Genomic DNA, 23,105 nt, shown 5'->3' on the forward strand with positions numbered 1-23,105 from the left:
AAATATATGCTGGATGGTTAATTTTAGGGCAATGCTATCGCCTTGGCTATTTATGAATGAAAAAAAAATTTGATTACTTGCCAAAAATATCCATTTTAGGGTTCAGAAAAAACAAAAACAAATTAACCTTTTAATTTATGGGAATGTTGAAAGAATTCAAAGAGTTTGCCATGCGGGGAAGCGTGGTAGACCTTGCAGTCGGTGTAATCATCGGTGGTGCTTTCGGTAAAATTGTCACATCCTTGGTGAATGACATTATCATGCCCCCGATCGGATTCTTAACCGGAGGAATAGATTTTTCCGAAATGAAATACGTTATCCAGCCGGCGGACGAAGCCAACGGGGTGGCGGAAACGGCCATCAATTTTGGTAACTTCATCAATATTGTCATTGAATTTATCATCATCGCATTTTGTATTTTCATGGTTATCAAGGGTATCAATTCGCTGAAACGCGAAAAGGAAGAAGCGCCTGCTGCACCACCCGCACCCACTAAGGAAGAATTGTTGTTGACCGAGATCAGGGATTTGCTGAAGGCAAAGCAATAATGATGAACAACCACGATAGGTGTGCGTTTCTGCACACTTATCGCTTATCGCCGTAATCCTCGCTTTTCACTGCGGGTCAAAACGTCTTAGCTACCGCCGGATCGGTAAGAATGACAAAATCGCCCAAATGGCTAAAAGAAGACCAGTCCGGCTGGTCGATGCTTTCATGGGGGAAGCAGGAGATGTTTAAAACCGCAAGCTTTGGCGCATATTTCGTTAAGTGGGCGACTGTTCCTAACCGCTCGTCGCTGTGAAAGCGGCCATTAAGGTGCAGGATTTTCTTTACGGACTTCTTTTTTGCCATTTTGCTGATCCGGTAAGCCATGGTCGCATCCCAGAGGTTTTGGCTTTGATATATTTTTGAGTTCCCCATCCCTTCATGTCCGCCCAAGAGGCCGGCAAATTTCTGGTAATAGGCGCCGGTTAGCGTATCTACTGGAAGAGGGGCAAGCAAAGCCCGGGCGGCTTTATCCAGCGCTGACAAGCTCTCCAGTCCCTCGCGGGTCACCCTGTTGGTGTAACGGCTGGGTGCATTTGCCGCCAGGACAGGCAGGTGGTGGTCCTTTGCATACTCCACCATGGGGCGGTAATCATCGTAATTGTTCCATAGTACGGCATCTTTACGCAGGTTGCGTTCGGTGATGAGTCCCGAGAGGTACTCATCCAATACCAATTGATCATCGCTCACAAACATTTCCATGGAAAGTGCGACGCCGGCGTATCGTTCGTTCAGCGCAACCAGCAGTTCATACTGCAACACATGGGCAATCGAATCATTGTGCTCTTCACCGAAGAATACCACGTCGGCGCGTTGGATTGCCGACGCCAAATCCTGCAATCCGATTTCCCGTTTTTCCTGTGTGTCGTATATCCGGTAGCGGATGCTGTCCGGCTGCATGGCTGCGGCAGCTAACGGGAACAGACCCAATAAGCAGCAAAGTATCCTTTTTGTCATGATGCGAATATACGGGTTTTTACAGATCGGTAAGCGGAAAAAAATGTGGGATAAATTTGATATTTATCCTATTAACCCGTACATTTGCGCTCTCGTTTTGGGATATAAACAAAAATAGATATTAAGCGTCATGAAGAGAACATTTCAGCCGTCGCTACGGAAAAGAAGGAATAAGCATGGATTCAGAGAGCGCATGAGCAGCGCTAACGGTCGCCGTGTGTTAGCCGCAAGGCGTGCAAAAGGAAGGAAACGCCTGACCGTATCGGACGAAGGCCGCCATAAAGCCTAATCACGATATTGCCGGTGACCGCTTGCGTCCGGAGCCTTCAGCCGGTTTCGCGTAAGCCATCGAGCATGAAAACATATCAATTTCCAAAAGAAGAACGGTTGTGTAGCAAAAGGTTGATTGATAGCCTTTTCCACAATGGTTCTTCTTTTTTTATTTATCCTTACCGTGTGGTGTTTATACGGGTGACGGGGCTGGCCCCCAAGGTCCAGGTGGTGTTGTCCGTTTCAAAACGCCGTTTTTCCCGTGCTGTGCATCGAAACCTGTTGAAACGCCGGATGCGGGAGGCTTATCGCCTGCAGAAGGGGCAGTTGCTGTATCCATCGCTCGAAAAGCAACCCTACGGGTTGGCTGTAGCCATCCAGTATGTGGGTAAAACGTTGCTGGACTATCCGATGATGCATGTGCGGATGGCTGATGCGTTGGCGAAACTTCGGGATGCGCATCTCTCGGAAGGGAATATACCGGATAGTCATGAGCGTGGTTAGTTTCATTTGGGAAAAGATGATCAAGGCAGCACTCGGAAGCGTTTTTTTGGTGCTGATTAAAGCCTATCAGCTATTGTTGTCGCCCATGCTGGGTGCTTCATGCCGTTATAGCCCTACTTGCTCGCAGTATGCCGTAGAAGCGATACGGAGGTACGGGCCGTTTAAAGGTGGATGGCTTGCCATCAAACGGATAGCCCGTTGCCATCCTTGGGGAGGGCATGGCCACGACCCCGTTCCTTAATCCCGGACCACCGCCTACCCATGACCGATTAACAAAAAATCACTAACTTCGCCGCCATATGCCAACGCATTTTATTCTGCAAATCGAAACGGCTACACAGGTATGCTCGGTGGCCCTGTCAAGAGATGGGACCACGATAGCGTTCCGCGATATCGACGAACCCAACGTGCATGCGTCGCAGCTGACGTTGCTGGTAGAAGCGTTGTTACGCGAGGCCGGTCTGACGTTCGCAGATTTATCGGCAATTGCCGTCAGTAAAGGGCCGGGGTCCTATACCGGTTTACGCATCGGTGTTTCCGCTGCGAAAGGGCTGTGTTATGCAACGGATCTCCCATTGATCGGCGTGGACACCTTGGCGGGCATGGCTGCCGGCTTTGCAGCCAAGCATGCGGAAGAGATTGAGCCAAAGGCGTGGCTGTGCCCGATGGTCGACGCACGCCGCATGGAGGTGTATACAGGGATGTACGACCACCGGCTTAAACCGCTGAAATCCGCCGCCGCCATCATTATCGATACCCATTCGTTCAGCGAATTGCCCGTCGGCCAGCGGGTCCTTCTCTTTGGGAATGGTGCGGACAAGTTTCAGGAGCTGTTTGCAGCCAACGAACGGGTGGCTGTGATTCCGCATTTCAGGAATTCGGCACGTTACTTAAGTGGCTGCGCATACCAGGCATTGCTGGACAAGCAGTTTGAAGACGTTGCTTATTTCGAGCCCTACTACCTTAAGGACTTTGTGGCGACTACGCCGAAACAACGGTGAGCGGCCTAAGTGCCCAAGGCGATCCGGTGGGCCACTGGGCGCGGCGGCGAGCTAAAAAGAAATGCCGGTATGGTATCGAAAACAAAAACTTCACAACCAGCCCTTCCGTTTGAACCAAAAATAGATGCCGGCGGAAATGCCCACCATAAGCGCTATGGTAACCGGATAACCGTAATGCCATCCGAGCTCAGGCATAAATTTGAAATTCATTCCATAGACACCCACGATGAAGGTAAGCGGCATGAAGAAGACTGAAAAAATAGTCAATACGCGCATTATCTCGTTGGTGCGTTTTGACGATATCGAAAAATAAACGGATAATAGCTGGCCTGTATTTTCGGAGAGGTTGTCGAAAATAGTCTGTGTACGGATGTAAAGATCACGAAGGTCACGGGTATACGCATTGCTTTGCTCCACTGAATCGATACTGTCAACGATTTCATAGGAAAGCAGCATCAACCTTCTGATAACATCGATCTGGCGTTTTACGTAATACAGATTCCGGAGTATCAGCGATTCCGGTTGTTTCAGAAACACTTGTTCCTCGTAATAATCCAAAGATTCGGACAGCTGCCATGCCGGTCGCTCAAAGGTCAGAATCGATTCCCTGATCAATGCCTGGAGTAGATGCTGCGTCGTGGTGCACTTGCCTGTATTGATACGATTAGTTTTGACGGTGTCAATTAAATTGTATTCGGCACGGTGCACGGTGACGAGGTAATCGCCTGTGAAAAATATGGCAATCTTATTGGTCAGCTCCTGGATGGTGTCTGCCTCATCACCCTGGTCAGGCGAAAAAACCCTGAAGATGATAAACGTATAATGGTCGAATAGTTCGTATTTGGGCAAATGGTCCGGTTGCATGCAGTCTTTAATGGACGCCTCGTGCAGCGCATATTGGTCGGCTACCTGCCTGATGTCCGCATCGCTCGGTGCCGATAAATCAACCCAGTCGAAGCCATTCGTGCTTTTGGATGCCAGTAGCTGTATCATGAGCCTTTATCATTTAAATGCGATGACCGAATGTCTAAAAAAAACTTTGGTTTTATGTTATTTTTTCTGACAAAAATCCTTTTTTTGTTGTTGCAACAACAAGAGAATTGCGATAACGAACAAGTACATGCCAGTAACAGTAATCAGAAAGGAAAAGATATTTGAGCCAGATTCCAGCCGTGTCATTGCCAGGTTTTTCTTTGCCGGCGAAGAGCGGGCCAAACGGTTGATTATGGCGTTGATGGCGCTCAGTGATGAACAGCAGCGTGACGTGCTTAGTCAGGTATTGCGCAAATATTCGAAGCGCCATCGCAGCCTTAAAAAGATATTTGCAAACCATTTCGCACGGTTGATTCCCGTGATGGAGTTGATGGAAATTGATCATACGAAATTGCCTGATCACCTGAAGCAGCTTATCGGGGCGTATTTCACCATGGAGTATTCCATCGAGGCCGCCGCGTTTTTCAATCCGTCTATCATTGAACATCCGGACCAGACATCACTTGGGCGGGGCCAGAAGCGTATCATTATCAGTTTCAGGGCTACGGGAGAGGGGCATATTTCATCGATTGCGTTCAGGCAAGGTGTACTCGATAGCAACATGGATATCGATGTGGAGCCTCCGGGGAAAATGCTGGAGGTACCCGAGCAGGTAAAAAACCATACCTATCATAAAAAATCATTCCTCCGTAAGCTGCGTGAAATGTGGGGTGACAGCGGTTACCGTAATGACGAGGCGTACGAAATTATTAGCGATCAACTGCAAGACACGTTTACCTATGAGGAGTTAAAGCATGCATTGAAGGAAGTGCAGGTAAAGCTGGAGCCCCGTCAGGATAACCTGGCCTTCCTGCAGGAGGTGCGGTGGTTGGCATCATCCCATTATGAGATGACATTTTCTACCGATACTTCGGTGTGCGAGCGGGTTATCTTCCCCATTGCTGATACCGAGAAAAACGGCATCGAAGACGCCAGGTTTGTCCGTTTCATCGGCGAAAAGGGAGCTGTTACTTATTATGCTACCTACACCGCTTATGATGGGATATCCATCCTTCCCAAGCTGCTGGAAACCAAGGATTTCCGTCACTTTAAGGTAATGCCCCTGCATGGATATATTGCCCAGAATAAAGGTATGGCGTTGTTTCCGCGCAAGGTTAATGGGAAATATGCCATGTTATGCCGTATTGATGGGGTGAATAATTATATCGCGTACTCCGATACGGTCAATGTATGGCGCGAAGCCAAGCTGATCCAGACGCCACATGAACCCTGGGAATTGGTGCAAATGGGTAACTGTGGCTCTCCGCTGGAAACGAAGGCCGGCTGGCTTGTGCTTACGCACGGTGTCGGGCCCATGCGCGAATACGTGTTAGGTGCTTTGCTGCTCGATTTGGAGCATCCGGAGCACGAAATCGGACGTCTGAAAGAACCATTGCTTGTGCCTAATCGGAAAGAGCGTGAGGGGTATGTGCCTAACGTTGTGTATTCATGCGGTGCCTATATCCACGAAGGAAAGCTGATTGTCCCATATGCCATGTCGGACTATGCGTCCACTTATGCGGTGGTAGATGTGGATGAATTGTTGGAAAAGCTACTTGACAATGGCAGCGAATCAGCTGGCTAAGATGTGTCGGTAAACGTCAAGGTAGCTATCCACCATCTTTTCCCTGGAAAACATGGATCGTGCCCAGTGGCAGCAATCCATGCGGGATAATTGTCCGACCCTTGCAACCGCCGATACGGCTTCATCCACGCCGGATACCAGGAATCCGGTTTTGCCGTCAACCACCAGTTCCGGCATGGAGCCCCTATTGATGGCGATTACCGGTGTGCCGCAGAGCATGGCTTCGGCGACGCTCAGGCCGAATGGCTCATCGAAACCAATCAGGTGCAGCAGCACCGCGGCGTTGCCCAATAAGCGGTTCCGTTCATCCGGACCGACATTGCCCACATATTGAATCTGGTGGCCATCTATATGAGGCGATACGCTGGCGTCAAAATAATGCTCATCTTGTACCAAGCCGGCCATGATAAGCCGGCGTCCCGTCCGTTGTGCCACCTCGATAGCGAGGTGGGCTCCTTTTTCTGGATGTATTCGTCCAAAATACAACAGGTAATCGTCCGGCTGCTCGACCGCATCAAACAACGACGTATCAATACCGTTGTAAACCGTGGCCAGGTAGTCGAGCGCCGGTGACCGGTCGGCATTGCTGATGGAAATATAGGTGCTTGTCCGGTTATATCGCTTGTATACCGGGACAATCCTGGGTGAGGAAAAGCCATGGATGGTGGTGACCACAGGGGTGCGGATTAACCTTGAATAGGTCAGTGGAAGAAAATCAAAATGGTTGTGGATGATGTCAAATTCATTTGCCGCTTCCATGACCTGGGCAATATGCAGGCATTCCTCCACTTTGGGATCGAGCGCTGGATCCTCGGCATACCCCCGAGGTGCAGTATAACGAAGTTTGCCCGCAGTGATGGAGTCTGCTGTGGCAAACAAGGTTACATCCAAGCCTTTTTGTACCAGCCCTTCCGCAAGTGTAGAGGCAACCTGCTCCCAGGGGCCATATTTACGAGGCGGCGTCCGCCAAGCTATGGGAGCTAATATGGCTATCTTCATTGGTCTCCTGTGAAAGTATACGATTCGTGGGCTTCTCAAATGTCTGCTGTACAGCCAGGTAAGAAATCAAATACGCGAGGGTGCTTTCCGCTCCCTGATTGCGATTGACACCGTCCTTTTCCAGGCCGTCGCAACAACCGCCGGTCTCGAAGTCGTAAAGACTGATGCGTAAATCGTTTTCGCCCAAAAACCACATGAAGGCCGTATATACAGACCGTAGGTAATGCGGATCGCCGGTGTTGTTGTACGCTTGGAGAAACAACAGTACAGTGGCCATGGCATCGACGGGTTGCTGGTCAAACCGTGAGCATGTCCCATCCTGTTTGAACCATGCTTCGTTGCCTACCAGGCTTAGGTATCCCTTATGCATGGTGTGTGTTTCTAAGAAGGCCATGCTTTCAAAGCCGACTTGCCGAAAGGTATCATCATTGAGCAATTCGCCGGCCCGCATCATCGATAGCGGCAGCAACGCGTTGTCATAAGCCAACAGCGACTCGTACCAATGCCAATTATCCCGCCGGTGGATGGTATATTCCCGATGGAGGCGGAGTGCAAGCCGATGGGTGAGCTCCATCATGCCGTCATCTGTCGGATGGCTTTTCAGGTAATGGTATAGTCCGAGGATGGTATTGGCAATGCTGCGGATAGACTGCAGGCGCTCGAATTGCGGGACGGCCTTGAAAAACACCTTGCGGGCTACCTGGAAATAGGCATCTTTGGGTGCGTGGGCCATAGCGTAGCCGATGGCCCAGATAGCCCGGCCGAAGGCATCTTCCGAGCCCACTTTATCGAGGAAATTACGGTTGAATCCCATGAAATTGCGGAAGGTCCCATCGTCGTTTTGCGCATAATGGATATAGGCAAGGTATGTCGGGATATAACGCAGGGCTGTTTCATCCTTGGCACGCCGATAAGCCATGAGCGCCATCAGCAGCGCTCGCGCATTGTCGTCCAGGCAATACCCTTCATGGTAGTTGGGGATGCCGTATGTCGCGTGCTGGAAAATGCCGGTACTGTCCGTGAGCCGTACGACATGGTCCAGGCGCAATGGCGGGAGGATACTTCGGTCGAATGCGGGATCCTTTCTAATCGGATGGATTAAAGCGTGCTGGATGACCTGCCGGAAAAGATCGCTGTAAAGCTCACCGATCTTCGGCCACGTAATCAGTTCGCCAAATTCGAGCGCTCGGGATCGCATGGCCGCCAACTTTTCCGGATGGCTGAATAGATCGATCAGTACCGCAGCAAGCTGTTGGCTATCGTTGAAATCAAACAGTGCTCCCCTGCCATCGGCAAGGAGTTCGGCAGCATGCCAGTAGGGGGTCGAGACGACGGCGGAACCCACGCCAAGCGCGTAAGACAACGTTCCACTGGTGATCTGCGCCTCATTGAGATAGGGCGTAATGTAGATATCCGAAGCAGTGAGGTATTTGAAGAGTTCGTGTTGCGATGCGTATTGGTTCAGGAAAACCACATGTTCTTCCAGTTGGAGCTTTTTGACCAGCCGATGGAGGAACAGGCGGTATTCTTCGCCAGCATGCTTGATGACGTTGGGGTGGGTTTTCCCAAGCACGATATAGCGGACATCGGGATGCTGATGCACTACGGCCGGCAAGGCTGTGATCGCCGTTTCGATACCTTTATTGCGGCCGATGAACCCAAAGGTCAAAAGTACTTTCCGGTCGGTTAGCTTCAGTTCCTGCCTTACTGCCCGCCGGTCGTATTGGATATCCGGAACGCCGTGGGGTATCACCACAATTTTACTGGCGGGAATCTCGTAAATGGTTTGAAGGAGCTCAACCGCTTTATCAGCCATGACCACTACGCGTTGCGCTATCTTCGTAATTTCCTTAAGGATATACAATTCGTTGTACGAGGGTTTTTTGAGTACGGTATGGAAGGTGGCGACAACCGGAATTTCCAGGCTATGCAGCAAGGCAAGAATATATACGCCGTTTTGTCCGCCAAAGATCCCGTACTCGTGTTGGATTAGGCAGAGGTCTGCACCGCTTTGATTGATAACATCCGCCGCTTTCAAATAGGTATCGTGATCGTCTTGGCGGATAATATGCTTCACCTCGGCAGGGTAATTGTATTCACCCCCCGGGTCATTAATGGCTACCACGAAGTTTTGAGCGGTGTTTCCGGTGTCGGAAGATAAGGAGTCAAACAGATTTTTTGAAAAAGAACCAATACCGCATTGCCGCGGCGTGTAGGTGCCAATTAATGCAATCTTCATCGTGTTTTCGTAATGGTAAAATTTATTCCTAACAATAAACGTTCGTGTTCTTTTAAACTTAAAAAACGGTAATTAGTTTCGATTTTCACCAGAACTGACAAAAATTCAGTTGACTGCAGCGCTATTTCCTTACTCATCCATGCATTACAGCTTAATTAGCATGAGCTAATAGGATGCCAAACTTTGAATAAAAAAAGAGGCTGCCGAAAAGGCAGCCTCAGGATAATGTCTCATGGCGCATCTCGCCGCATTTGCTTGCTATTTTTTCTCTTTCGCATAGTCTGCATTCAGCGCGGAAAGCACCTCATTGGTGATTTCTAAGCTTTCATCGGCATAGAGCACACCCGGATTGGCCGCAGAGTAGGTTAATACCAACTTGTAACCGTTCTCCTTTGCATGTTTTTTCAGGTAATCCGTGATCCGCGAATACAATTTCTCGTTTTCAGCGGCCTCCTCCTGTGCGAATGAAGCGCTTGCATTCTGGTTATGGCGGGCCAGTTCGTCCTGTTTGCGGGCCAGACGCTCCTCGGTGCTTTGCCGATCAGCGGCGCTCATGGTTGCTGCCTTTTGTTGATAATCCGCGACTTCGCGCTGAAAAGCATTGCTGCGGGATTGCAGGTCGGCCTGTGCTTTCTTTGCCTTGTCCTCCAGTTTGGTCCTCACATCCTTGAAGTATTCGAATTTTTCGAGCAAGGTATCTATGTTTACATAGACAATCTTTTCGGCGTTGTTGGCTTGGAGTGAGTCTCCCCCTGGGGCAGCTGTCGATGGCTTTGTTCCTTGGTTATTGCAGGACACTACAGTGGCGGCCAGCAATGCACATATTCCGGCTTTTGCAATAAATGCGAACGCGTTTTTCATACTTCTCTTGTTCATTTTCTTAATTAAAGGGCAAACCTAAGATAAAAATCCCATATTTCCCGCACTAAATTGCGATTTGCAGGCGCCATTTTGACGCGCGGCGCCGTCCGGTCATCCGCCATCCGGCGGCTCTTAGGCGACGCAACATGGCGAAACGGTGGCGGTAAGGGGGTATTTACGCAGGCTCGTGCTTGGTACTGCAAATCATAGCGAAGCAGTAATTGCTCACCTCGCCGGTCGCTACTATTAACGAATAACGGGACGTACAGCAGTGCGCGAATACTATTTCATTTCTTGCACATTTTTCGTATCTTTGGGCACCGAATTTAACAACAATAATGAACGAAGAAAATAAGAAGCAATCAACTTATTCAGCAGATAACATACAGGTATTAGAAGGATTGGAGGCCGTGCGTAAACGGCCTTCCATGTATATCGGTGACACGGGCGTCAAAGGATTGCACCATTTGGTATATGAAGTGGTAGACAACTCGATCGATGAGGCCGTTGCCGGTTATTGCGATGATATCCATGTAATTATCCACAAAGACAATTCCATTACGGTTGAGGATAACGGTAGAGGGATTCCCACCGGGATTAATAAGAAAGAAAACAAATCGGCCCTTGAATTGGTCATGACGGTGCTTCATGCCGGGGGTAAGTTTGATAAGGATACCTACAAGGTTTCCGGCGGTCTCCATGGCGTGGGGGTGTCCTGCGTAAACGCCTTATCCACGGTGCTGATAGCTGAGGTACACCGTGAGGGAAAGGTATTCATGCAAGAATACCACAAGGGGAAGCCGCAGTACGACGTGAAGGAAGTGGGCGAGAGCGAGCGAACCGGTACAAAGGTGACGTTTCATCCCGATCCGGAAATATTCACGACCACAACCGTATACAATTATGACACGCTGGCAAGCCGCCTGCGTGAACTGGCATTCCTGAATAAAGGTGTGCGGCTGACGCTGGTTGATGAACGTGAGGAGCAAGAGGATGGTTCGTTGCTGAGCGATGTGTTCTATTCGGAGGGCGGATTGAAGGAGTTTGTCAAGTACCTTGATGGCACCCGCCAGCCGCTCATTCCGGATCCCATCTATGTCGAAGGCATCAAACAGGGGATTCCTGTGGAGCTGGCTTTGCAATACAACGATACGTACTCCGAAAATGTGCATTCGTATGTCAACAACATCAATACCATCGAAGGCGGTACACATGTGGCGGGGTTCCGCAGGGGGCTTACCCGTACGTTGAAAGCCTACGCGGACAAATCCGGCCTGCTTAAAAACATGAAGGTAGAAATCACGGGAGACGACTTCCGTGAGGGGCTCACGGCGGTAATTTCGGTGAAGGTGGCCGAGCCGCAGTTTGAGGGACAGACCAAGACTAAGTTGGGCAACAATGAGGTCATGGGTGCCGTAGACATGGCCGTCGGTGAAATTCTCAGCAATTATCTCGAGGAAAACCCCAAGGAAGCCAAGGCTATCGTTCAGAAAGTAATTATTGCGGCGCAAGCCCGTGCTGCGGCACGCAAGGCCCGCGATATGGTGCAACGCAAGAACGTGATGGGAGGCAGCGGCCTACCCGGCAAATTGGCGGACTGCTCGAACAATGATCCGTCGAAGTGTGAAATATACCTCGTGGAAGGGGACTCTGCGGGCGGAACCGCCAAACAGGGCCGCGACCGGGAGTTTCAGGCTATATTGCCGCTCCGAGGTAAAATCCTCAACGTAGAGAAAGCGATGGAGCATAAGATCTACGAAAACGAGGAGATTAAGAACATGTTTACTGCTTTGGGTGTAAGTATCGGCACGGAAGACGATGCCAAAGCGCTGAATCTGGATAAGTTGCGATATCACCGGGTAATCATCATGACCGATGCCGACGTGGACGGTTCGCACATTACCACGTTGATCCTTACCTTCTATTTCCGTTATATGAAGGAGCTGATTGAAAACGGTTATGTGTATATCGCCACGCCACCGCTGTACCTGGTCAAAAAGGGTAAGGAGCAGGAATATGCTTGGAATGATGACCAACGGGATGCGGCAATCCAACGACTGAAAGGTGCCGGCAAGGAAGATAGTGTCCATGTGCAGCGGTACAAAGGTCTCGGCGAGATGAACGCGGAGCAACTTTGGGAAACTACAATGAATCCCCAGACCAGGACGCTGCGGCAGGTGACCATAGAGAATGCAGCGGAATGCGATCGGATTTTCTCTATGCTAATGGGTGATGAAGTAGCGCCGAGACGTGAGTTTATCGAGCGCAATGCCAAGTATGCGAAGATAGATACATAAGTGGTCAGTGATGGGGGGCAGTGGCCTGTCTTATGACGGCTACCGATCACCCATCACGGTTCACTCATCACCGTTCGCTGTTCACCCGCCACCGAATACCGCCAGTCAGATCCCTACAGCGGCCTTTCTGTGCAGGTACTTCCTTTTATACTCCAGTGGGGTCATATCCGTGACCTTCTTGAAATGCCGGTAAAAATTGGACACATTGTTAAACCCGCACTCGAAGCAAACGACTTCCGTAGGTAGGATGTCTTCTACCAATAGCCGGCATGCATGGCTAATGCGTATTTCAATCAGGAAGTCGTAGTAGGTTTTTTTGGTCATCAGCTTGAAGTATCGGCAAAACGAGGTGACGCTTAGGTTGGCTATCGAGGCGATCTCATCCAGGGAAATTTCCTTTTTATAATTGCTTAACGTATAGGTGCATACCTTGTTGATGCGCGCGGCGTCCATTTCATTGGAGTTGTAAAACGCATGTGCAGAAGCAATCGATACATACTCATCGGTTTCTGCCATCGTTTTGAGGATAGACAGGAGTATAATCAGCCGTTCCATGTTGGTTGCCGACGTTGCGCTGTGCATTAGGTCGATCAATTTGGTGCGGCTTCTGCCCGTAAATTTCATTCCTTTGCGGGCCTTTTCAAACAGCTTGGGAATCAAGTAGGTTTCCGGTAGGTTAAGGAAGTCACGGCCAAGGCAGTCGGGAAGAAAATGAATCACAATAGCTTCCACCTTCCGATCCGGATGGTTTTGGTAATATTCCTCGTTGCACTGCCACATATGCGGTAGGTTGCCGCCCAGTAACAGCACTTCACCTTCCGAAAAGTTGCCGATATTATCACCGATAAAGCGTACGCCTTTGCCCCGGATAACGTGATGCAGCTCCAATTCGGGGTGGTAATGCCATAGCGATCCGAAATTCGCCAAGACGTCGTGCCGCGCACTGAATGATGACTGAATTTGGGTCGGTACTTTGTGGAAAAGTGGTTTCATGGCTTAAAATCGTTGTTTTTTTTCTTCTTTCGGCGTTGAAAAAAAAGGTCTATAACCTGTGTACTTCACGGCTGAGGATCTGTCACCCCAGCACGAGTCCTAAAATATAGAATAAAAATCCGATTTCCAAGGAAATGGCAAGATTGTACAATAAGAAGGCAATAAATTCCAATCTATCCGGGTTTGGGTTGCCCCCGGGGAAGCCAACATCCTATAGGCAGTGGGAAAAATAGTAGAACGATTTATATCGTCAAGGCGCTATCTTTGCTTCCACAGACTAAATATCAAATAATAAACCTTGATGAAAAATCTACCCCTTATTGATATTGCCGTAATCATTGCTTACTTGGCCGCCATGGTGCTGGTGGGCGTATGGTTTTCAAGGAAAAACAAGAGTGCCGATCAGTTCACGAAAGCCTCGGGCCTGATTCCCGGATGGGCGATCGGGCTTTCAATCTATGCGACATTCTTAAGCAGCAATACATTCTTAGGGGTGCCGGGCAAGGCGTTCGGCAGCAATTGGAATGCCTTTGTGTTCAGTGTTTCCATGCCGTTGGCAGCCTGGGTGGCGGTCAAGTATTTTGTGCCTTTTTACCGGGCAACGGGCGAAGTCTCCGCGTATACCAATTTGGAAAAGCGATTTGGCCCCTGGGCGCGCAGTTATGCGGTCGTCTGTTTTTTGCTGACCCAACTTGCCCGAATGGGGTCGATTTTCTTCGGGATAGCGCTCAGTCTGCAAGCGCTTACCGGCTATTCCATGGAGACGATTATGCTGATAACCGGTATATGCATCATTATCTATACCGTGATGGGGGGCATTGAGGCCGTCATCTGGACAGAAGTGGTGCAGGGGATTATCAAGACACTTGGGGCGGCCCTGATTGTTTTCCTGGTGGTCAGCAATATGCCGGGAGGTATTTCGAAAATTGTTGAAATCGGTCAGGCTGACCATAAATTTGGCCTGGGGACATTTTCGCTTGATTTTACTTCCTCGTCGTTTTGGGTGATTCTGTTATATGGGTTTTTCATCAACCTCAACAACTTCGGGATGGACCAAAACTATGTGCAGCGTTATCACACCGCCTCTTCGGCCAAAGAAGCTGGTAAGTCGGTTTGGCTCTGTGTGTGGATCTATGTGCCAGCTTCGTTGCTGTTTTTTATCATCGGCACCTGCCTGTATGCTTATTACCAGACCAATCCGACGTTGATCGAACCCGTCAAGATACAGACAGCAGCTGAACACCTGGGAAGCTCGGCCACGTCGGTGGAAATCGCCGCACTTGCAGCGACCCTGAAACCCGAAGACTACGGTGATAAGGTCATGCCGCATTTCATGGTTACCGAAATTCCCGTAGGCCTTGTCGGGCTGATTGTGTCGGCCATCCTATCCGCCGCAATGAGCACCATCAGCTCGGGGATGAACGCATCAGCTACGGTGTTTTCCGAAGATATTTACAAGCGGTATATCAACCCAAAGCTGGAAGGTAAGGGCCAATTGCGTCTGTTGTACCTGGCGACCGCAATCTTCGGTTTAGCGGGTATGCTGACCGGCGTGGCCATGATCGGCATTAAAAGCGTGCTCGATGTGTGGTGGCAGCTTTCCGGTATCTTTGCCGGCGGCATGCTGGGGCTGTTCCTATTGGGGATCATGAGTAAAATGGCTCGCAATAGCGATGCTATCGTCGCTGTGATCACCGGTGTACTTGCCATACTTTGGATGACTTTTTCATACCTGATACCCGAGCAATACGGTTACTTGAAATATCCGTTACATGCCAATATGATTATTGTGGTCGGAACCCTGGTGATTTCGTTAGTGGGAATCGGGTTGGCAAATGTCCGCCGACAGAAGCAATCATTTCGCTAACATCCTACAATACACCGCCAATTTGCTACAGAACAGCGGCTACTGTACTGCCTACCTTTGAATGTGTCATTTATAAGGTAGATAAGTACCCTGATAGCGATGAGCAATAAAAATAAAGGATATATTCCCGTCATGTTGACTCCGTTTGAAGAGAACGGAGCGGTAGATTATAAAGGGCTGACCAAATTAACGGAAAGCTATCTGCGTGCCGGCGCTGCCGGCCTATTTGCCAATTGCCTTTCGAGCGAAATGTTTGAGTTGAACGAAGTGGAACGTTTGGCGGTGACGCAGCATGTGATCAACGTGGCAGGCGGGGCTGTACCCGTGGTGGCTACCACCACGTTCGGGGGGACCGTTTTTCAGCAGGCCGACTTCACGAAGCGGATGTACGACGTGGGTATCGATGCGGCTATCGTGATCACCAATATGCTGGCCGGAGCGGCCGAAGCAGACGAAGTGTTTGAAGAAAACGTTTTCAAGTTGTTGGATGCCACCAATGGAATACCACTTGGATTCTACGAGTGTCCCGATCCGTTTAAACGTGTGCTTTCAGCGGCGCAACTCAAGCAGTTTGTCGACACAGGCCGGGTAATTTATCACAAAGATACCAGCCTGGATATTGAACAGGTGCGTGCCAAACTTGAAGTCACCCGTGATGTGGCCGCTTTCGGCTTATATGATGCTTACATGGTACATGCTGTCGAATCGCTGAAAGCCGGTGCTGCGGGGTTATCCTGTATCCAGGGCAATTACTTTCCGGAGCTGATCGTATGGTTATGTGAAAATTATGACAACACAGCACTGGCTGACGAAGTTGCCCGAGTGCAGCAGTTTTTTATTGATCACATGGATGTCATGCACGCCGTATATCCGGTGGCGGCCAAGTACTTTTTGCAGAAACGTGGTATGCCGATCGCGACATTTACCAGAAGGGATGTGGGGGTCTTTGATGAACAGGTGAAGCAGCGTGTGGAGGTACTTTATGATGCGTATCAACAACTGTTTCAACATATCGAAGTGAGCGGCGTTGACGGATTGCCAGATGGTGGAAAATGAAGCCCATGTGGAAACAGATACGAAGCGTGCATTCGTACCGTTAAGCATTTAAAGCCTTTACGAAGTAAAATGAATAATAATTTACAGATGAAACAAGTGTGCTATATAAAGCTGGTGGGAATAATCTTTTTATCGCTTGCTTGCGGAGGGAACGCCAAGCATCGGGGTCAACTTAACGGTGATTCCGATACGCTTGCCGAGCAGTTGCCTGAACGGGCAACCATCGGCGAAGGCGCCTATTTAAAAGGTGAGCTCCTTTATCCGCTGGATAACAGGCCTACGCCGGAGTGCCATGCGTCAACAATCGTTGAAACACCTGATGGGCTGGTCGCCGCGTTTTTTGCCGGTACCGAAGAGGGACATCCGGATGTGGGCATTCGTGTATCGCGATTGGTAGACGGTACATGGACATGGCCTGAGGAAGTGGTCAACGGTGTACAGAACGACACATTGCGTTATCCGTGCTGGAATCCGGTGCTGTTCCAACCAACGGGTGGGGATTTGATGTTGTTTTATAAAGTCGGGCCCAGCCCGCAAACCTGGTGGGGGATGGTCATCACGTCGAATGACAATGGTGTTACCTGGTCACAGGCTCATAAATTGGGTGAGGACGCCGCCGTTGGCCACTTGCTTGGCCCTATCAAGAACAAACCGGTTGAGTTGGCAAACGGGACCATTATCAGTCCGACAAGTATTGAATATCCTCGTGACGGCGACGATCAAGACTGGCGCGTATATTTTGAGATCAGCAGCGATAAAGGGCAAAGCTGGGAAGTGGTGGGGCCCATCAATGATGGCATCGAATTCGATGCAATCCAGCCCAGTATATTAACCTATCCAGACGGCAAATTGCAAGTGATTTGCCGGAGCCGCGAGCATGTGTTGGTCGAAAGCTGGTCCGAAGATCAGGGGAGGACCTGGAGTAAGGTGACGGCGACCGGATTGCCTAACCCCAACTCGGGGACGGACGCGGTAACGTTACAGGATGGCCGTCAATTGCTGGTATATAATCATTCGACCCGCCAAGGGGCAGAACCTAAAGGAAGGAATATATTAAATGTCGCATTGTCCGATGACGGAAAAGATTGGACGCCGGTGATGACATTGGAAAACGAACCTATCCAAGATGGCTACGCCTATCCAGCTGTTATCCAGTCGGCTGACGGACTGGTTCATATCACATACACGTACAACAGAAGAACGATAAAGTATGTGGTATTGGATCCAAAACAGTTGTAGCAGGGCCCAGCGGTACAGCGGCAGGAACGGAGAAAACGTTCAGATGTTGAGAAATTCCCGATGTTTCCAGCTGTTGGAGTTTGGGCTGGAACGCTCACTTCGTTCACGCTCCTAGGCCCAAACGCCAACAGCTGGAAACAAACCGGCATTTGTTGCACACCCAGCTGTAGCTGCATATCGTCCGAAATACCTACTTTTGTTGCGTGATCCAATGCGATGAAAGACTACAAAGCATATTTTATTATCCCAGCGCCCCCCGAACAGGTTTATTTGGCCCTTACCACGGCGGAGACCATCCGGCTTTGGACGGGCGATGAGGTCGTGATGGTTGCCCAACCCGGCACGGAGTTTTCGCTGTGGGACGGCGCAATAGTGGGGAAGAATCTGTCGTTTGAACCCGGCAGAAAAATCGAACAACAGTGGTATTTCGGTGAGCAGGAAGAGCCCTCCATTGTGACCATCAAGCTCCATGAACATAAGCACGGGACTTCAATGGAGGTAAGGCAAAGCAATATTCCCGATGAGGAGTACGATAACATCGTGGATGGTTGGCGTACTGAATATGCCGCTTCGCTTATCGACTTTTACGCGGATTGACCAGCGGGGAGATGTTTTTTTTTCCATAAGGATAATATCATACAATCCCTCGCTAACTTATTATATTAAGGCTCTTCCTGCCGTGTCTACATTTGGGGAGTAAAACGATGTAACAACGATGAAGCCCTCCCTGAAAAATAGTTTTCTATTACCTTTGCTTTTTGTGGTCTTGCTTTGTTGTCGTGGCGTTGGCATTTATGCGCAGGGCCAGCAAACCGTTGCATATCCTCCTTCACCAATCCCTGATAGAATCGTGCTGAACGTGACGGAAGATCTTTCCACCTCCATGGCGGTGACGTGGCGTACGAGCCGGGACGTCTCGGCTGGTGCTGCCCAGATAGCTATTGCGGATGCAAACCCTGCCTTTGCTGGCTCGGCAAAGACCGTCACGGCAGCGACACACTCCCTGCATGTTGAAGAGGTAGGGGCCAACTATCATGCTGTTGTATTCAACGGCCTCCGTCCCAATACCACTTATGCATACCGTGTAGGGAACGGTGAGTATTGGAGCGAATGGCTCCACTTTACGACAGCCGGAAATCGAGGAGAGAAACTGACGTTTCTGTATTTCGGTGATGTACAGGCTAATATCCGTCCATTGTGGTCGCGGGTGATTCGGCACGCCTACCGAGTGGCACCCGAAACGCGGTTGGCGTTATATGGGGGCGACTTGGTCAACCGGGCAAATCGCGATGTGGAGTGGGGAGAATGGTTTGCCGCCGGTGGGTTTATCCACGGCGAAGTGCCGGCTATGCCTACCCCGGGCAACCACGATCATGCCGATACGGAGCAAGGGGATGATCGCATCAGTGTATTCTGGCGGCCGCAATTTACTTTGCCTGAGAATGGGCCAAGCGGGTTGGAGGAAAGCTGTTATTTCATCGATGTGCAGGGGGTGAGGTTCATATCCATCAACACCGAACGCTATGACGTCTCCAATGACGACCGGAAGAACCAGCGGGAGTGGTTGGAACGGTTACTGGCCGATAACCCCAACCGGTGGACCTGTGTCGTCATGCACCACCCCATTTACTCGACCAAACGCAATCGCGACAACGCCGAACTGCGGAAGGACCTGAAACCATTGTTTGACCGATATGGCGTGGATTTGGTTTTACAGGGACATGACCACACCTACGCCCGCGGTATGACAAGCATTCCCATGGATGACGGGAAGTCGTCCGGCACGATGTACGTCGTATCGGTAAGCGGCCCGAAAATGGCTGATGTATTGCAAGCCGATTGGATGGAGCGTAGCGCCGACCACACCCAATTGTTCCATGTGATCGACATCGAAAACGATGTGCTGCGTTTTAGGGCGTTGACAGCAACAGGCGAACGTTATGACGAATTTGAACTACATAAGACGCCGGGCGGTATAAACCGGCTGGTCAATCAAATCCCGATCCATGCCGGATCGCAATAAATATATTCCTTAATCAATGATGAAAAGCCTATCCATATTCTTGTTTTGCCTGTTTGCAGGCTGGAGTTCGTCGGTGGCGCAAGTAGTGCCGTCCACAACAATCACGGTAGCCGACTCCACACTGGTATTTCCCTTGCAGTCTCAGCACGTGCATGGAAGCAGCGTCGTGCAATTGCCAGACGGCGATTTGTTGCTGGCGTGGTTCGAGGGGAGCGGGGAACGGACGGCGGACGACGTACGTATCATGGGCGCGCGCCTGAAGAAGGGCAAGCGTCAATGGAGCAAACCTTTCGAACTGGCCGATACCCCTTACCTGCCGGATTGCAACCCGGTACTTTTCATGGCAGGGAATAAACTTTTCCTGGTATGGATTGCTGTGCAGGCCAATAAATGGGAGCATTCCATACTTCGGATACGGTCGACGTCGACGTATACCGGCGAGGGGGCTCCCACATGGCAGTGGCAGGATAATATCCTCTTGAAGCCTGATGAAACGTTTGCCGCGGAAGTGGCCGGGAAACTTCGTATGTTACCGCCGTTACAGTCCGGTTGGTCAGAGTATGCACCGCAGTACGATAAGTTAATCATTGCGGCTAGCCAAGATATTACCAAGCGGAGCACCGGGTGGATGACGCGGATAAAGCCACTGGTGTTTACTGATGGACGGATTCTGTTGCCGTTGTACTCGGACGGATTTAACCTGTCGATGCTGGCCATTTCCGATGATGGTGGTGCCTCCTGGCAACCCAGCCGGCCGATCGTGGGCAGGGGTCCGATACAACCTGCGTTGGCCCGACGCAAAGATGGCAGCATCGTTGCCTACATGCGGGACAGCGGCGATGCGCCGACACGGGTGCAGCTTAGTGAGTCTCGAGACGGTGGCAAAAGCTGGAGTGTCGCCCGCAAGACGGAGATACCCAACGGCGCAAGTGTGGATGTCGTTGTGCTGGACGACGGCAGGTGGGCCATGCTGGGCAATGACGTAGATGACGGACGCTACCGGCTGAGCCTTTACCTATCGGCCGATGAGGGGAAAACCTGGCCAATACGCTTCGCGGTTGAAGATGATGTTTCCAAATCCGGCAGGTATAGTTATCCCTCCCTGATCCAAGGGATGGACGGGCGGCTCCATATGACGTATTCATTCCACCTTGATAACGACCGGAAGGCAATTAAGTATGTGGTGGTAACGCCTTGAGCATTGCCGCAAGCATGAACCGAGAACCAAAAAAACACTAAACACGATAACCATGATGAAATTCAACGTAACGATCCTTTGCTCTTTGGCGCTATTGATAAGCGCCTGTAGCAAGCCCTCGTCAACCCATACTGCATCGTCGTCCTATGCTGATACGGCGTTTCTGCAGGATTACAGCGTGAAGTACCACGTCGATGAAAAAGATGCCGCATTGTGGCGGGTATATGCCAATAAAGAAGGGAAGATACAAGTGCTGGCTTCCACCGGTCTGAAACAGCTTCATGACGGCCGGTTTTTATACCCCGGGAGGGTCGTGGCCGACCATACGTATCGTTTTATGGCGGCAAAAAATATTGTGGATATGGCGCTGTGCCAGGGGCAATTTGTCTATTTGGGTGGGCATACCATCTTCAGCAACGCCTGGTCCGGGAGACTCCACGTCGAACACCAACTGGATAATCCAACAGCGTTTGCAGCTAACGATAGTTTGGAGTTTTTGGTGACCAATGGGCATGTGCTCCATTTTATACGACGGCACGCTGTGGCGTGGAGAGGACAGGTCCCCGAGGGCGGTGTGTTGCAGGTACTTGGCCATCCGGAAGATCAGTCGCTTTTCTTCCTGTTGGCCCCTGAAGCGCTGTACCGGTTTTCCGCAGCGACCAACCAATTGGAGAAAATCCACGAGGGGACCGATTTTACTGCCTTTGACATCGATGTGCGGAAAAACCAACTGGTCATAGGAACCGCCGATGGCTATTTACGCTATGGCTTGGCAGAAGGTAAGCAGGTGGGCGAGAGACAAAGGGCGCTTCCGTGGACTGAAATCACCGCTGTGCAAGTCATTGACGGCAACAGCTGGTTTGGTACACCTAAGGGTGCATTTTCCGTAAAGGAGAACGGCAATATCACTTATTATGCCAGCAAGCGTTGGTTGCCCGATGATCAGGTGGTAGCCATTGCTCCAGGTGGCGACGGCACCGTCTTGGTATTGACCCGAAATGGACTGGGGCACATCTGCTTCAAAAAGATGACCCTGCATGAAAAGGCTATGTACTACGAACAGCAGGTGAGGGACAGGCATATCCGAAATGGTTTTAATGCTACGCTCACGGGCATGACTGACGGTGATTTCAGTACAGGATACCTGGGCGATTCGGACAATGATGGTCTATGGACTTCGCTATACCTGGCTGCGCAGGCATTCCGCTATGCCACGACGGGCGAGCAACAGGCCTTGGAACACTGCATGGAATCGCTGGATGCCATGGCCCGCTTATACGATATCACTCCCGTTCCGGGCTTCCCTGCCCGTTCCTTCGAACGGCGCGGCAAAGGCGATACGCGCCATATGCTGTCTGATCCCGAGCGTTGGCAGCTGGCGGAACATCCCGATTGGTATTGGAAGGCAACGACAAGCAGCGATGAAGCGATTGGGCATATCTTTGCCTTCGGTGTTATTGCTGAACTGGTCGATCACAAAGAAACGCGGGATAAGGCTATCCGGCTGATTGATACATTAATGGGCCACATCGTGAAAAATGATTACTACTTGGTCGATTATGATGGGCAGCCGACCACGTGGGGCAAGTGGAATCCGGAGTATGTGAATGGATTTCCCACGACTGTGGGCGACCGTAAACTGAACTCATCCAATATCATCGGTATGTTGCAGACCGCCTACCATTTCACGGGAAAGTCGGTATACAAGGAAAAAGCCTTTGACCTGATGGACAACCATGGTTACCTTGAAAACCTGATGCGACCGATGAGCGAGATAGGGAAAGCCCCGGAAGGCGCAGATGATTGGAGTAAGCTGCTTTCGGGTTCGTGGAACCACTCGGATGACGAAATGTATTTTGCGGGTTATTGGGGCCTGTACAGGTATGCGTTTAATGATACCTTGAAAGTGAAATACAAGGAGGCTATCCTCGATCATTGGGAAGCCGAACGCCCCGAAAAAGAAGGGGCTTGGAACATCTTTACGGCCATTACGGAGATCGATACCTTTGACCTGGACGAAGCGGTGTGGTATCTGAAGGAATATCCACTTGATTTGGTACAGTGGACGGTTACAAACAGCCACCGCAAGGACATTACCCTGTTGCCTCCCAACTTCCGCAACCAGACCATTGAAACGGTACTACCACCCGATGAGTTGAAAATCTCGCGGCACAACGCTAACCGTTTCATCCTGGATGGCGGTAACAACGGCGCTGCCGAAAACAGTGCTGGAGACATCTGGCTGTTTCCGTATTGGATGGGGCGATACCTTGGCGTGATTCAACCGCCCGCTGATGAACAGACACCATACACCAAGTAGGAATATTGATGATTTTTTCATGCAGCCTTTATATCAAATTAATATGCATTTACGTGTTGTAAATCAGTAGTTTGTGCTCGTTTAAATGGTAAGATATACAATTTAAATGCTAATATCC

General features: G+C 50.3%; 20 protein-coding genes. 14 read left to right on the forward strand and 6 right to left on the reverse strand.

Going from position 1 to position 23,105, the window contains the following annotated elements; translation table 11 throughout:
• Positions 1-137: 137 nt before the first annotated feature.
• Entirely contained in the window at positions 138-548 is a 411-nt protein-coding gene (mscL, locus tag B5X72_RS15075; protein ID WP_079717745.1) for a large-conductance mechanosensitive channel protein MscL, read from the forward strand.
• Positions 549-624: 76 nt separating this feature from the next.
• Here mscL and B5X72_RS15080 read toward each other — a convergent pair whose 3' ends face one another.
• The gene (locus tag B5X72_RS15080) at positions 625-1,503 is read right to left on the reverse strand and encodes a ChaN family lipoprotein (protein ID WP_079717746.1); all 879 of its coding nucleotides are present in this window, start codon (positions 1,501-1,503) and stop codon (positions 625-627) included.
• A 130-nt stretch (positions 1,504-1,633) separates the two neighbouring features.
• On the opposite strand from B5X72_RS15080, the gene rpmH reads away from it, so the two are divergent.
• The 4 genes from rpmH to tsaB all read left to right on the forward strand — a co-directional run bounded on the left by rpmH (position 1,634) and on the right by tsaB (position 3,278).
• The gene (gene rpmH / locus B5X72_RS15085; RefSeq protein WP_079717747.1) at positions 1,634-1,792 is read left to right on the forward strand and encodes a 50S ribosomal protein L34; all 159 of its coding nucleotides are present in this window, start codon (positions 1,634-1,636) and stop codon (positions 1,790-1,792) included.
• A gap of 65 nt (positions 1,793-1,857) precedes the next feature.
• Positions 1,858-2,277, forward strand: coding sequence for a ribonuclease P protein component (locus B5X72_RS15090; RefSeq protein WP_079717748.1), 420 nt, complete (start codon positions 1,858-1,860; stop codon positions 2,275-2,277).
• Positions 2,264-2,518, forward strand: coding sequence for a membrane protein insertion efficiency factor YidD (gene yidD, locus B5X72_RS15095; RefSeq protein WP_079717749.1), 255 nt, complete (start codon positions 2,264-2,266; stop codon positions 2,516-2,518). The genes B5X72_RS15090 and yidD overlap by 14 nt, the downstream gene beginning before the upstream one ends.
• A 58-nt stretch (positions 2,519-2,576) precedes the next feature.
• Positions 2,577-3,278 carry a tRNA (adenosine(37)-N6)-threonylcarbamoyltransferase complex dimerization subunit type 1 TsaB gene (tsaB, locus tag B5X72_RS15100; RefSeq protein WP_079717750.1) on the forward strand — a complete coding sequence of 234 codons (702 nt, stop codon included), beginning with the start codon at positions 2,577-2,579 and terminating at the stop codon, positions 3,276-3,278.
• A gap of 90 nt (positions 3,279-3,368) precedes the next feature.
• On the opposite strand, the gene B5X72_RS15105 is transcribed toward tsaB, so the two are convergent.
• The gene (locus B5X72_RS15105; protein ID WP_079717751.1) at positions 3,369-4,271 is read right to left on the reverse strand and encodes a magnesium transporter CorA family protein; all 903 of its coding nucleotides are present in this window, start codon (positions 4,269-4,271) and stop codon (positions 3,369-3,371) included.
• A gap of 127 nt (positions 4,272-4,398) precedes the next feature.
• On the opposite strand from B5X72_RS15105, the gene B5X72_RS15110 reads away from it, so the two are divergent.
• The gene (locus tag B5X72_RS15110) at positions 4,399-5,895 is read left to right on the forward strand and encodes a glycoside hydrolase family 130 protein (RefSeq protein ID WP_079717752.1); all 1,497 of its coding nucleotides are present in this window, start codon (positions 4,399-4,401) and stop codon (positions 5,893-5,895) included.
• Here the strand turns inward: B5X72_RS15110 and B5X72_RS15115 are convergent.
• The 3 genes from B5X72_RS15115 to B5X72_RS15125 all read right to left on the reverse strand — a co-directional run bounded on the left by B5X72_RS15115 (position 5,884) and on the right by B5X72_RS15125 (position 10,009).
• Positions 5,884-6,894 (reverse strand): glycosyltransferase family 4 protein, encoded by a 1,011-nt coding sequence (locus tag B5X72_RS15115; RefSeq protein WP_079717753.1) that lies wholly within the window; start codon positions 6,892-6,894, stop codon positions 5,884-5,886. The genes B5X72_RS15110 and B5X72_RS15115 overlap by 12 nt on opposite strands.
• Positions 6,845-9,133 (reverse strand): glycosyltransferase family 4 protein, encoded by a 2,289-nt coding sequence (locus B5X72_RS15120; RefSeq protein ID WP_079717754.1) that lies wholly within the window; start codon positions 9,131-9,133, stop codon positions 6,845-6,847. Before B5X72_RS15120 ends, B5X72_RS15115 begins: the two co-directional genes overlap by 50 nt.
• Before the next feature lie 258 nt (positions 9,134-9,391).
• Entirely contained in the window at positions 9,392-10,009 is a 618-nt protein-coding gene (locus B5X72_RS15125; protein ID WP_245826948.1) for an OmpH/Skp family outer membrane protein, read from the reverse strand.
• Between the two features lie 323 nt (positions 10,010-10,332).
• On the opposite strand from B5X72_RS15125, the gene gyrB reads away from it, so the two are divergent.
• A complete protein-coding gene (gyrB, locus tag B5X72_RS15130) occupies positions 10,333-12,291 on the forward strand; it encodes a DNA topoisomerase (ATP-hydrolyzing) subunit B (protein WP_079717756.1) in 1,959 nt (652 codons plus the stop codon).
• A gap of 105 nt (positions 12,292-12,396) precedes the next feature.
• Here gyrB and B5X72_RS15135 read toward each other — a convergent pair whose 3' ends face one another.
• The gene (locus B5X72_RS15135) at positions 12,397-13,284 is read right to left on the reverse strand and encodes an AraC family transcriptional regulator (RefSeq protein WP_079717757.1); all 888 of its coding nucleotides are present in this window, start codon (positions 13,282-13,284) and stop codon (positions 12,397-12,399) included.
• Positions 13,285-13,585: 301 nt separating this feature from the next.
• Between B5X72_RS15135 and B5X72_RS15140 the strand changes: the two genes are divergently transcribed.
• The 7 genes from B5X72_RS15140 (at position 13,586) to B5X72_RS15170 (ending at position 22,987) form a co-directional block, all read left to right on the forward strand.
• Entirely contained in the window at positions 13,586-15,151 is a 1,566-nt protein-coding gene (locus tag B5X72_RS15140) for a sodium:solute symporter family protein (RefSeq protein WP_079717758.1), read from the forward strand.
• Between the two features lie 99 nt (positions 15,152-15,250).
• Positions 15,251-16,207, forward strand: a complete 957-nt coding sequence (locus tag B5X72_RS15145; RefSeq protein WP_079717759.1) for a dihydrodipicolinate synthase family protein — start codon at positions 15,251-15,253, stop codon at positions 16,205-16,207.
• A gap of 69 nt (positions 16,208-16,276) precedes the next feature.
• Positions 16,277-17,446 (forward strand): sialidase family protein, encoded by a 1,170-nt coding sequence (locus tag B5X72_RS15150; protein ID WP_217698152.1) that lies wholly within the window; start codon positions 16,277-16,279, stop codon positions 17,444-17,446.
• 216 nt (positions 17,447-17,662) lie between these two features.
• Positions 17,663-18,043 carry an SRPBCC domain-containing protein gene (locus tag B5X72_RS15155; protein WP_079717761.1) on the forward strand — a complete coding sequence of 127 codons (381 nt, stop codon included), beginning with the start codon at positions 17,663-17,665 and terminating at the stop codon, positions 18,041-18,043.
• Positions 18,044-18,161: 118 nt separating this feature from the next.
• Positions 18,162-19,469, forward strand: coding sequence for a purple acid phosphatase family protein (locus tag B5X72_RS15160; protein WP_079717762.1), 1,308 nt, complete (start codon positions 18,162-18,164; stop codon positions 19,467-19,469).
• A 16-nt stretch (positions 19,470-19,485) separates the two neighbouring features.
• On the forward strand, positions 19,486-20,667 hold the full coding sequence (locus B5X72_RS15165) for a sialidase family protein (RefSeq protein WP_079717763.1): 1,182 nt from the start codon (positions 19,486-19,488) through the stop codon (positions 20,665-20,667).
• Positions 20,668-20,719: 52 nt separating this feature from the next.
• The gene (locus tag B5X72_RS15170) at positions 20,720-22,987 is read left to right on the forward strand and encodes a hypothetical protein (protein ID WP_079717764.1); all 2,268 of its coding nucleotides are present in this window, start codon (positions 20,720-20,722) and stop codon (positions 22,985-22,987) included.
• The last annotated feature ends 118 nt before the right edge of the window (positions 22,988-23,105 follow it).

The sequence above is a fragment of the Parapedobacter luteus genome (assembly GCF_900168055.1).
Taxonomy (GTDB): Bacteria; Bacteroidota; Bacteroidia; order Sphingobacteriales; family Sphingobacteriaceae; genus Parapedobacter; species Parapedobacter luteus.

Coding starts and splice junctions, on each gene's coding strand:
- B5X72_RS15105 (WP_079717751.1), bottom strand. CDS start 4,271: ATGATACAGCTACTGGCATCCAAAAGCACGAATGGCTTCGACTGGGTT.
- rpmH (WP_079717747.1), top strand. CDS start 1,634: ATGAAGAGAACATTTCAGCCGTCGCTACGGAAAAGAAGGAATAAGCAT.
- B5X72_RS15155 (WP_079717761.1), top strand. CDS start 17,663: ATGAAAGACTACAAAGCATATTTTATTATCCCAGCGCCCCCCGAACAG.
- B5X72_RS15080 (WP_079717746.1), bottom strand. CDS start 1,503: ATGACAAAAAGGATACTTTGCTGCTTATTGGGTCTGTTCCCGTTAGCT.
- mscL (WP_079717745.1), top strand. CDS start 138: ATGGGAATGTTGAAAGAATTCAAAGAGTTTGCCATGCGGGGAAGCGTG.
- yidD (WP_079717749.1), top strand. CDS start 2,264: ATGAGCGTGGTTAGTTTCATTTGGGAAAAGATGATCAAGGCAGCACTC.
- gyrB (WP_079717756.1), top strand. CDS start 10,333: ATGAACGAAGAAAATAAGAAGCAATCAACTTATTCAGCAGATAACATA.
- B5X72_RS15140 (WP_079717758.1), top strand. CDS start 13,586: ATGAAAAATCTACCCCTTATTGATATTGCCGTAATCATTGCTTACTTG.
- B5X72_RS15090 (WP_079717748.1), top strand. CDS start 1,858: ATGAAAACATATCAATTTCCAAAAGAAGAACGGTTGTGTAGCAAAAGG.
- B5X72_RS15170 (WP_079717764.1), top strand. CDS start 20,720: ATGATGAAATTCAACGTAACGATCCTTTGCTCTTTGGCGCTATTGATA.
- B5X72_RS15150 (WP_217698152.1), top strand. CDS start 16,277: ATGAATAATAATTTACAGATGAAACAAGTGTGCTATATAAAGCTGGTG.
- B5X72_RS15160 (WP_079717762.1), top strand. CDS start 18,162: ATGAAGCCCTCCCTGAAAAATAGTTTTCTATTACCTTTGCTTTTTGTG.
- B5X72_RS15115 (WP_079717753.1), bottom strand. CDS start 6,894: ATGAAGATAGCCATATTAGCTCCCATAGCTTGGCGGACGCCGCCTCGT.
- tsaB (WP_079717750.1), top strand. CDS start 2,577: ATGCCAACGCATTTTATTCTGCAAATCGAAACGGCTACACAGGTATGC.
- B5X72_RS15125 (WP_245826948.1), bottom strand. CDS start 10,009: ATGAACAAGAGAAGTATGAAAAACGCGTTCGCATTTATTGCAAAAGCC.
- B5X72_RS15165 (WP_079717763.1), top strand. CDS start 19,486: ATGATGAAAAGCCTATCCATATTCTTGTTTTGCCTGTTTGCAGGCTGG.
- B5X72_RS15120 (WP_079717754.1), bottom strand. CDS start 9,133: ATGAAGATTGCATTAATTGGCACCTACACGCCGCGGCAATGCGGTATT.
- B5X72_RS15110 (WP_079717752.1), top strand. CDS start 4,399: ATGCCAGTAACAGTAATCAGAAAGGAAAAGATATTTGAGCCAGATTCC.
- B5X72_RS15145 (WP_079717759.1), top strand. CDS start 15,251: ATGAGCAATAAAAATAAAGGATATATTCCCGTCATGTTGACTCCGTTT.
- B5X72_RS15135 (WP_079717757.1), bottom strand. CDS start 13,284: ATGAAACCACTTTTCCACAAAGTACCGACCCAAATTCAGTCATCATTC.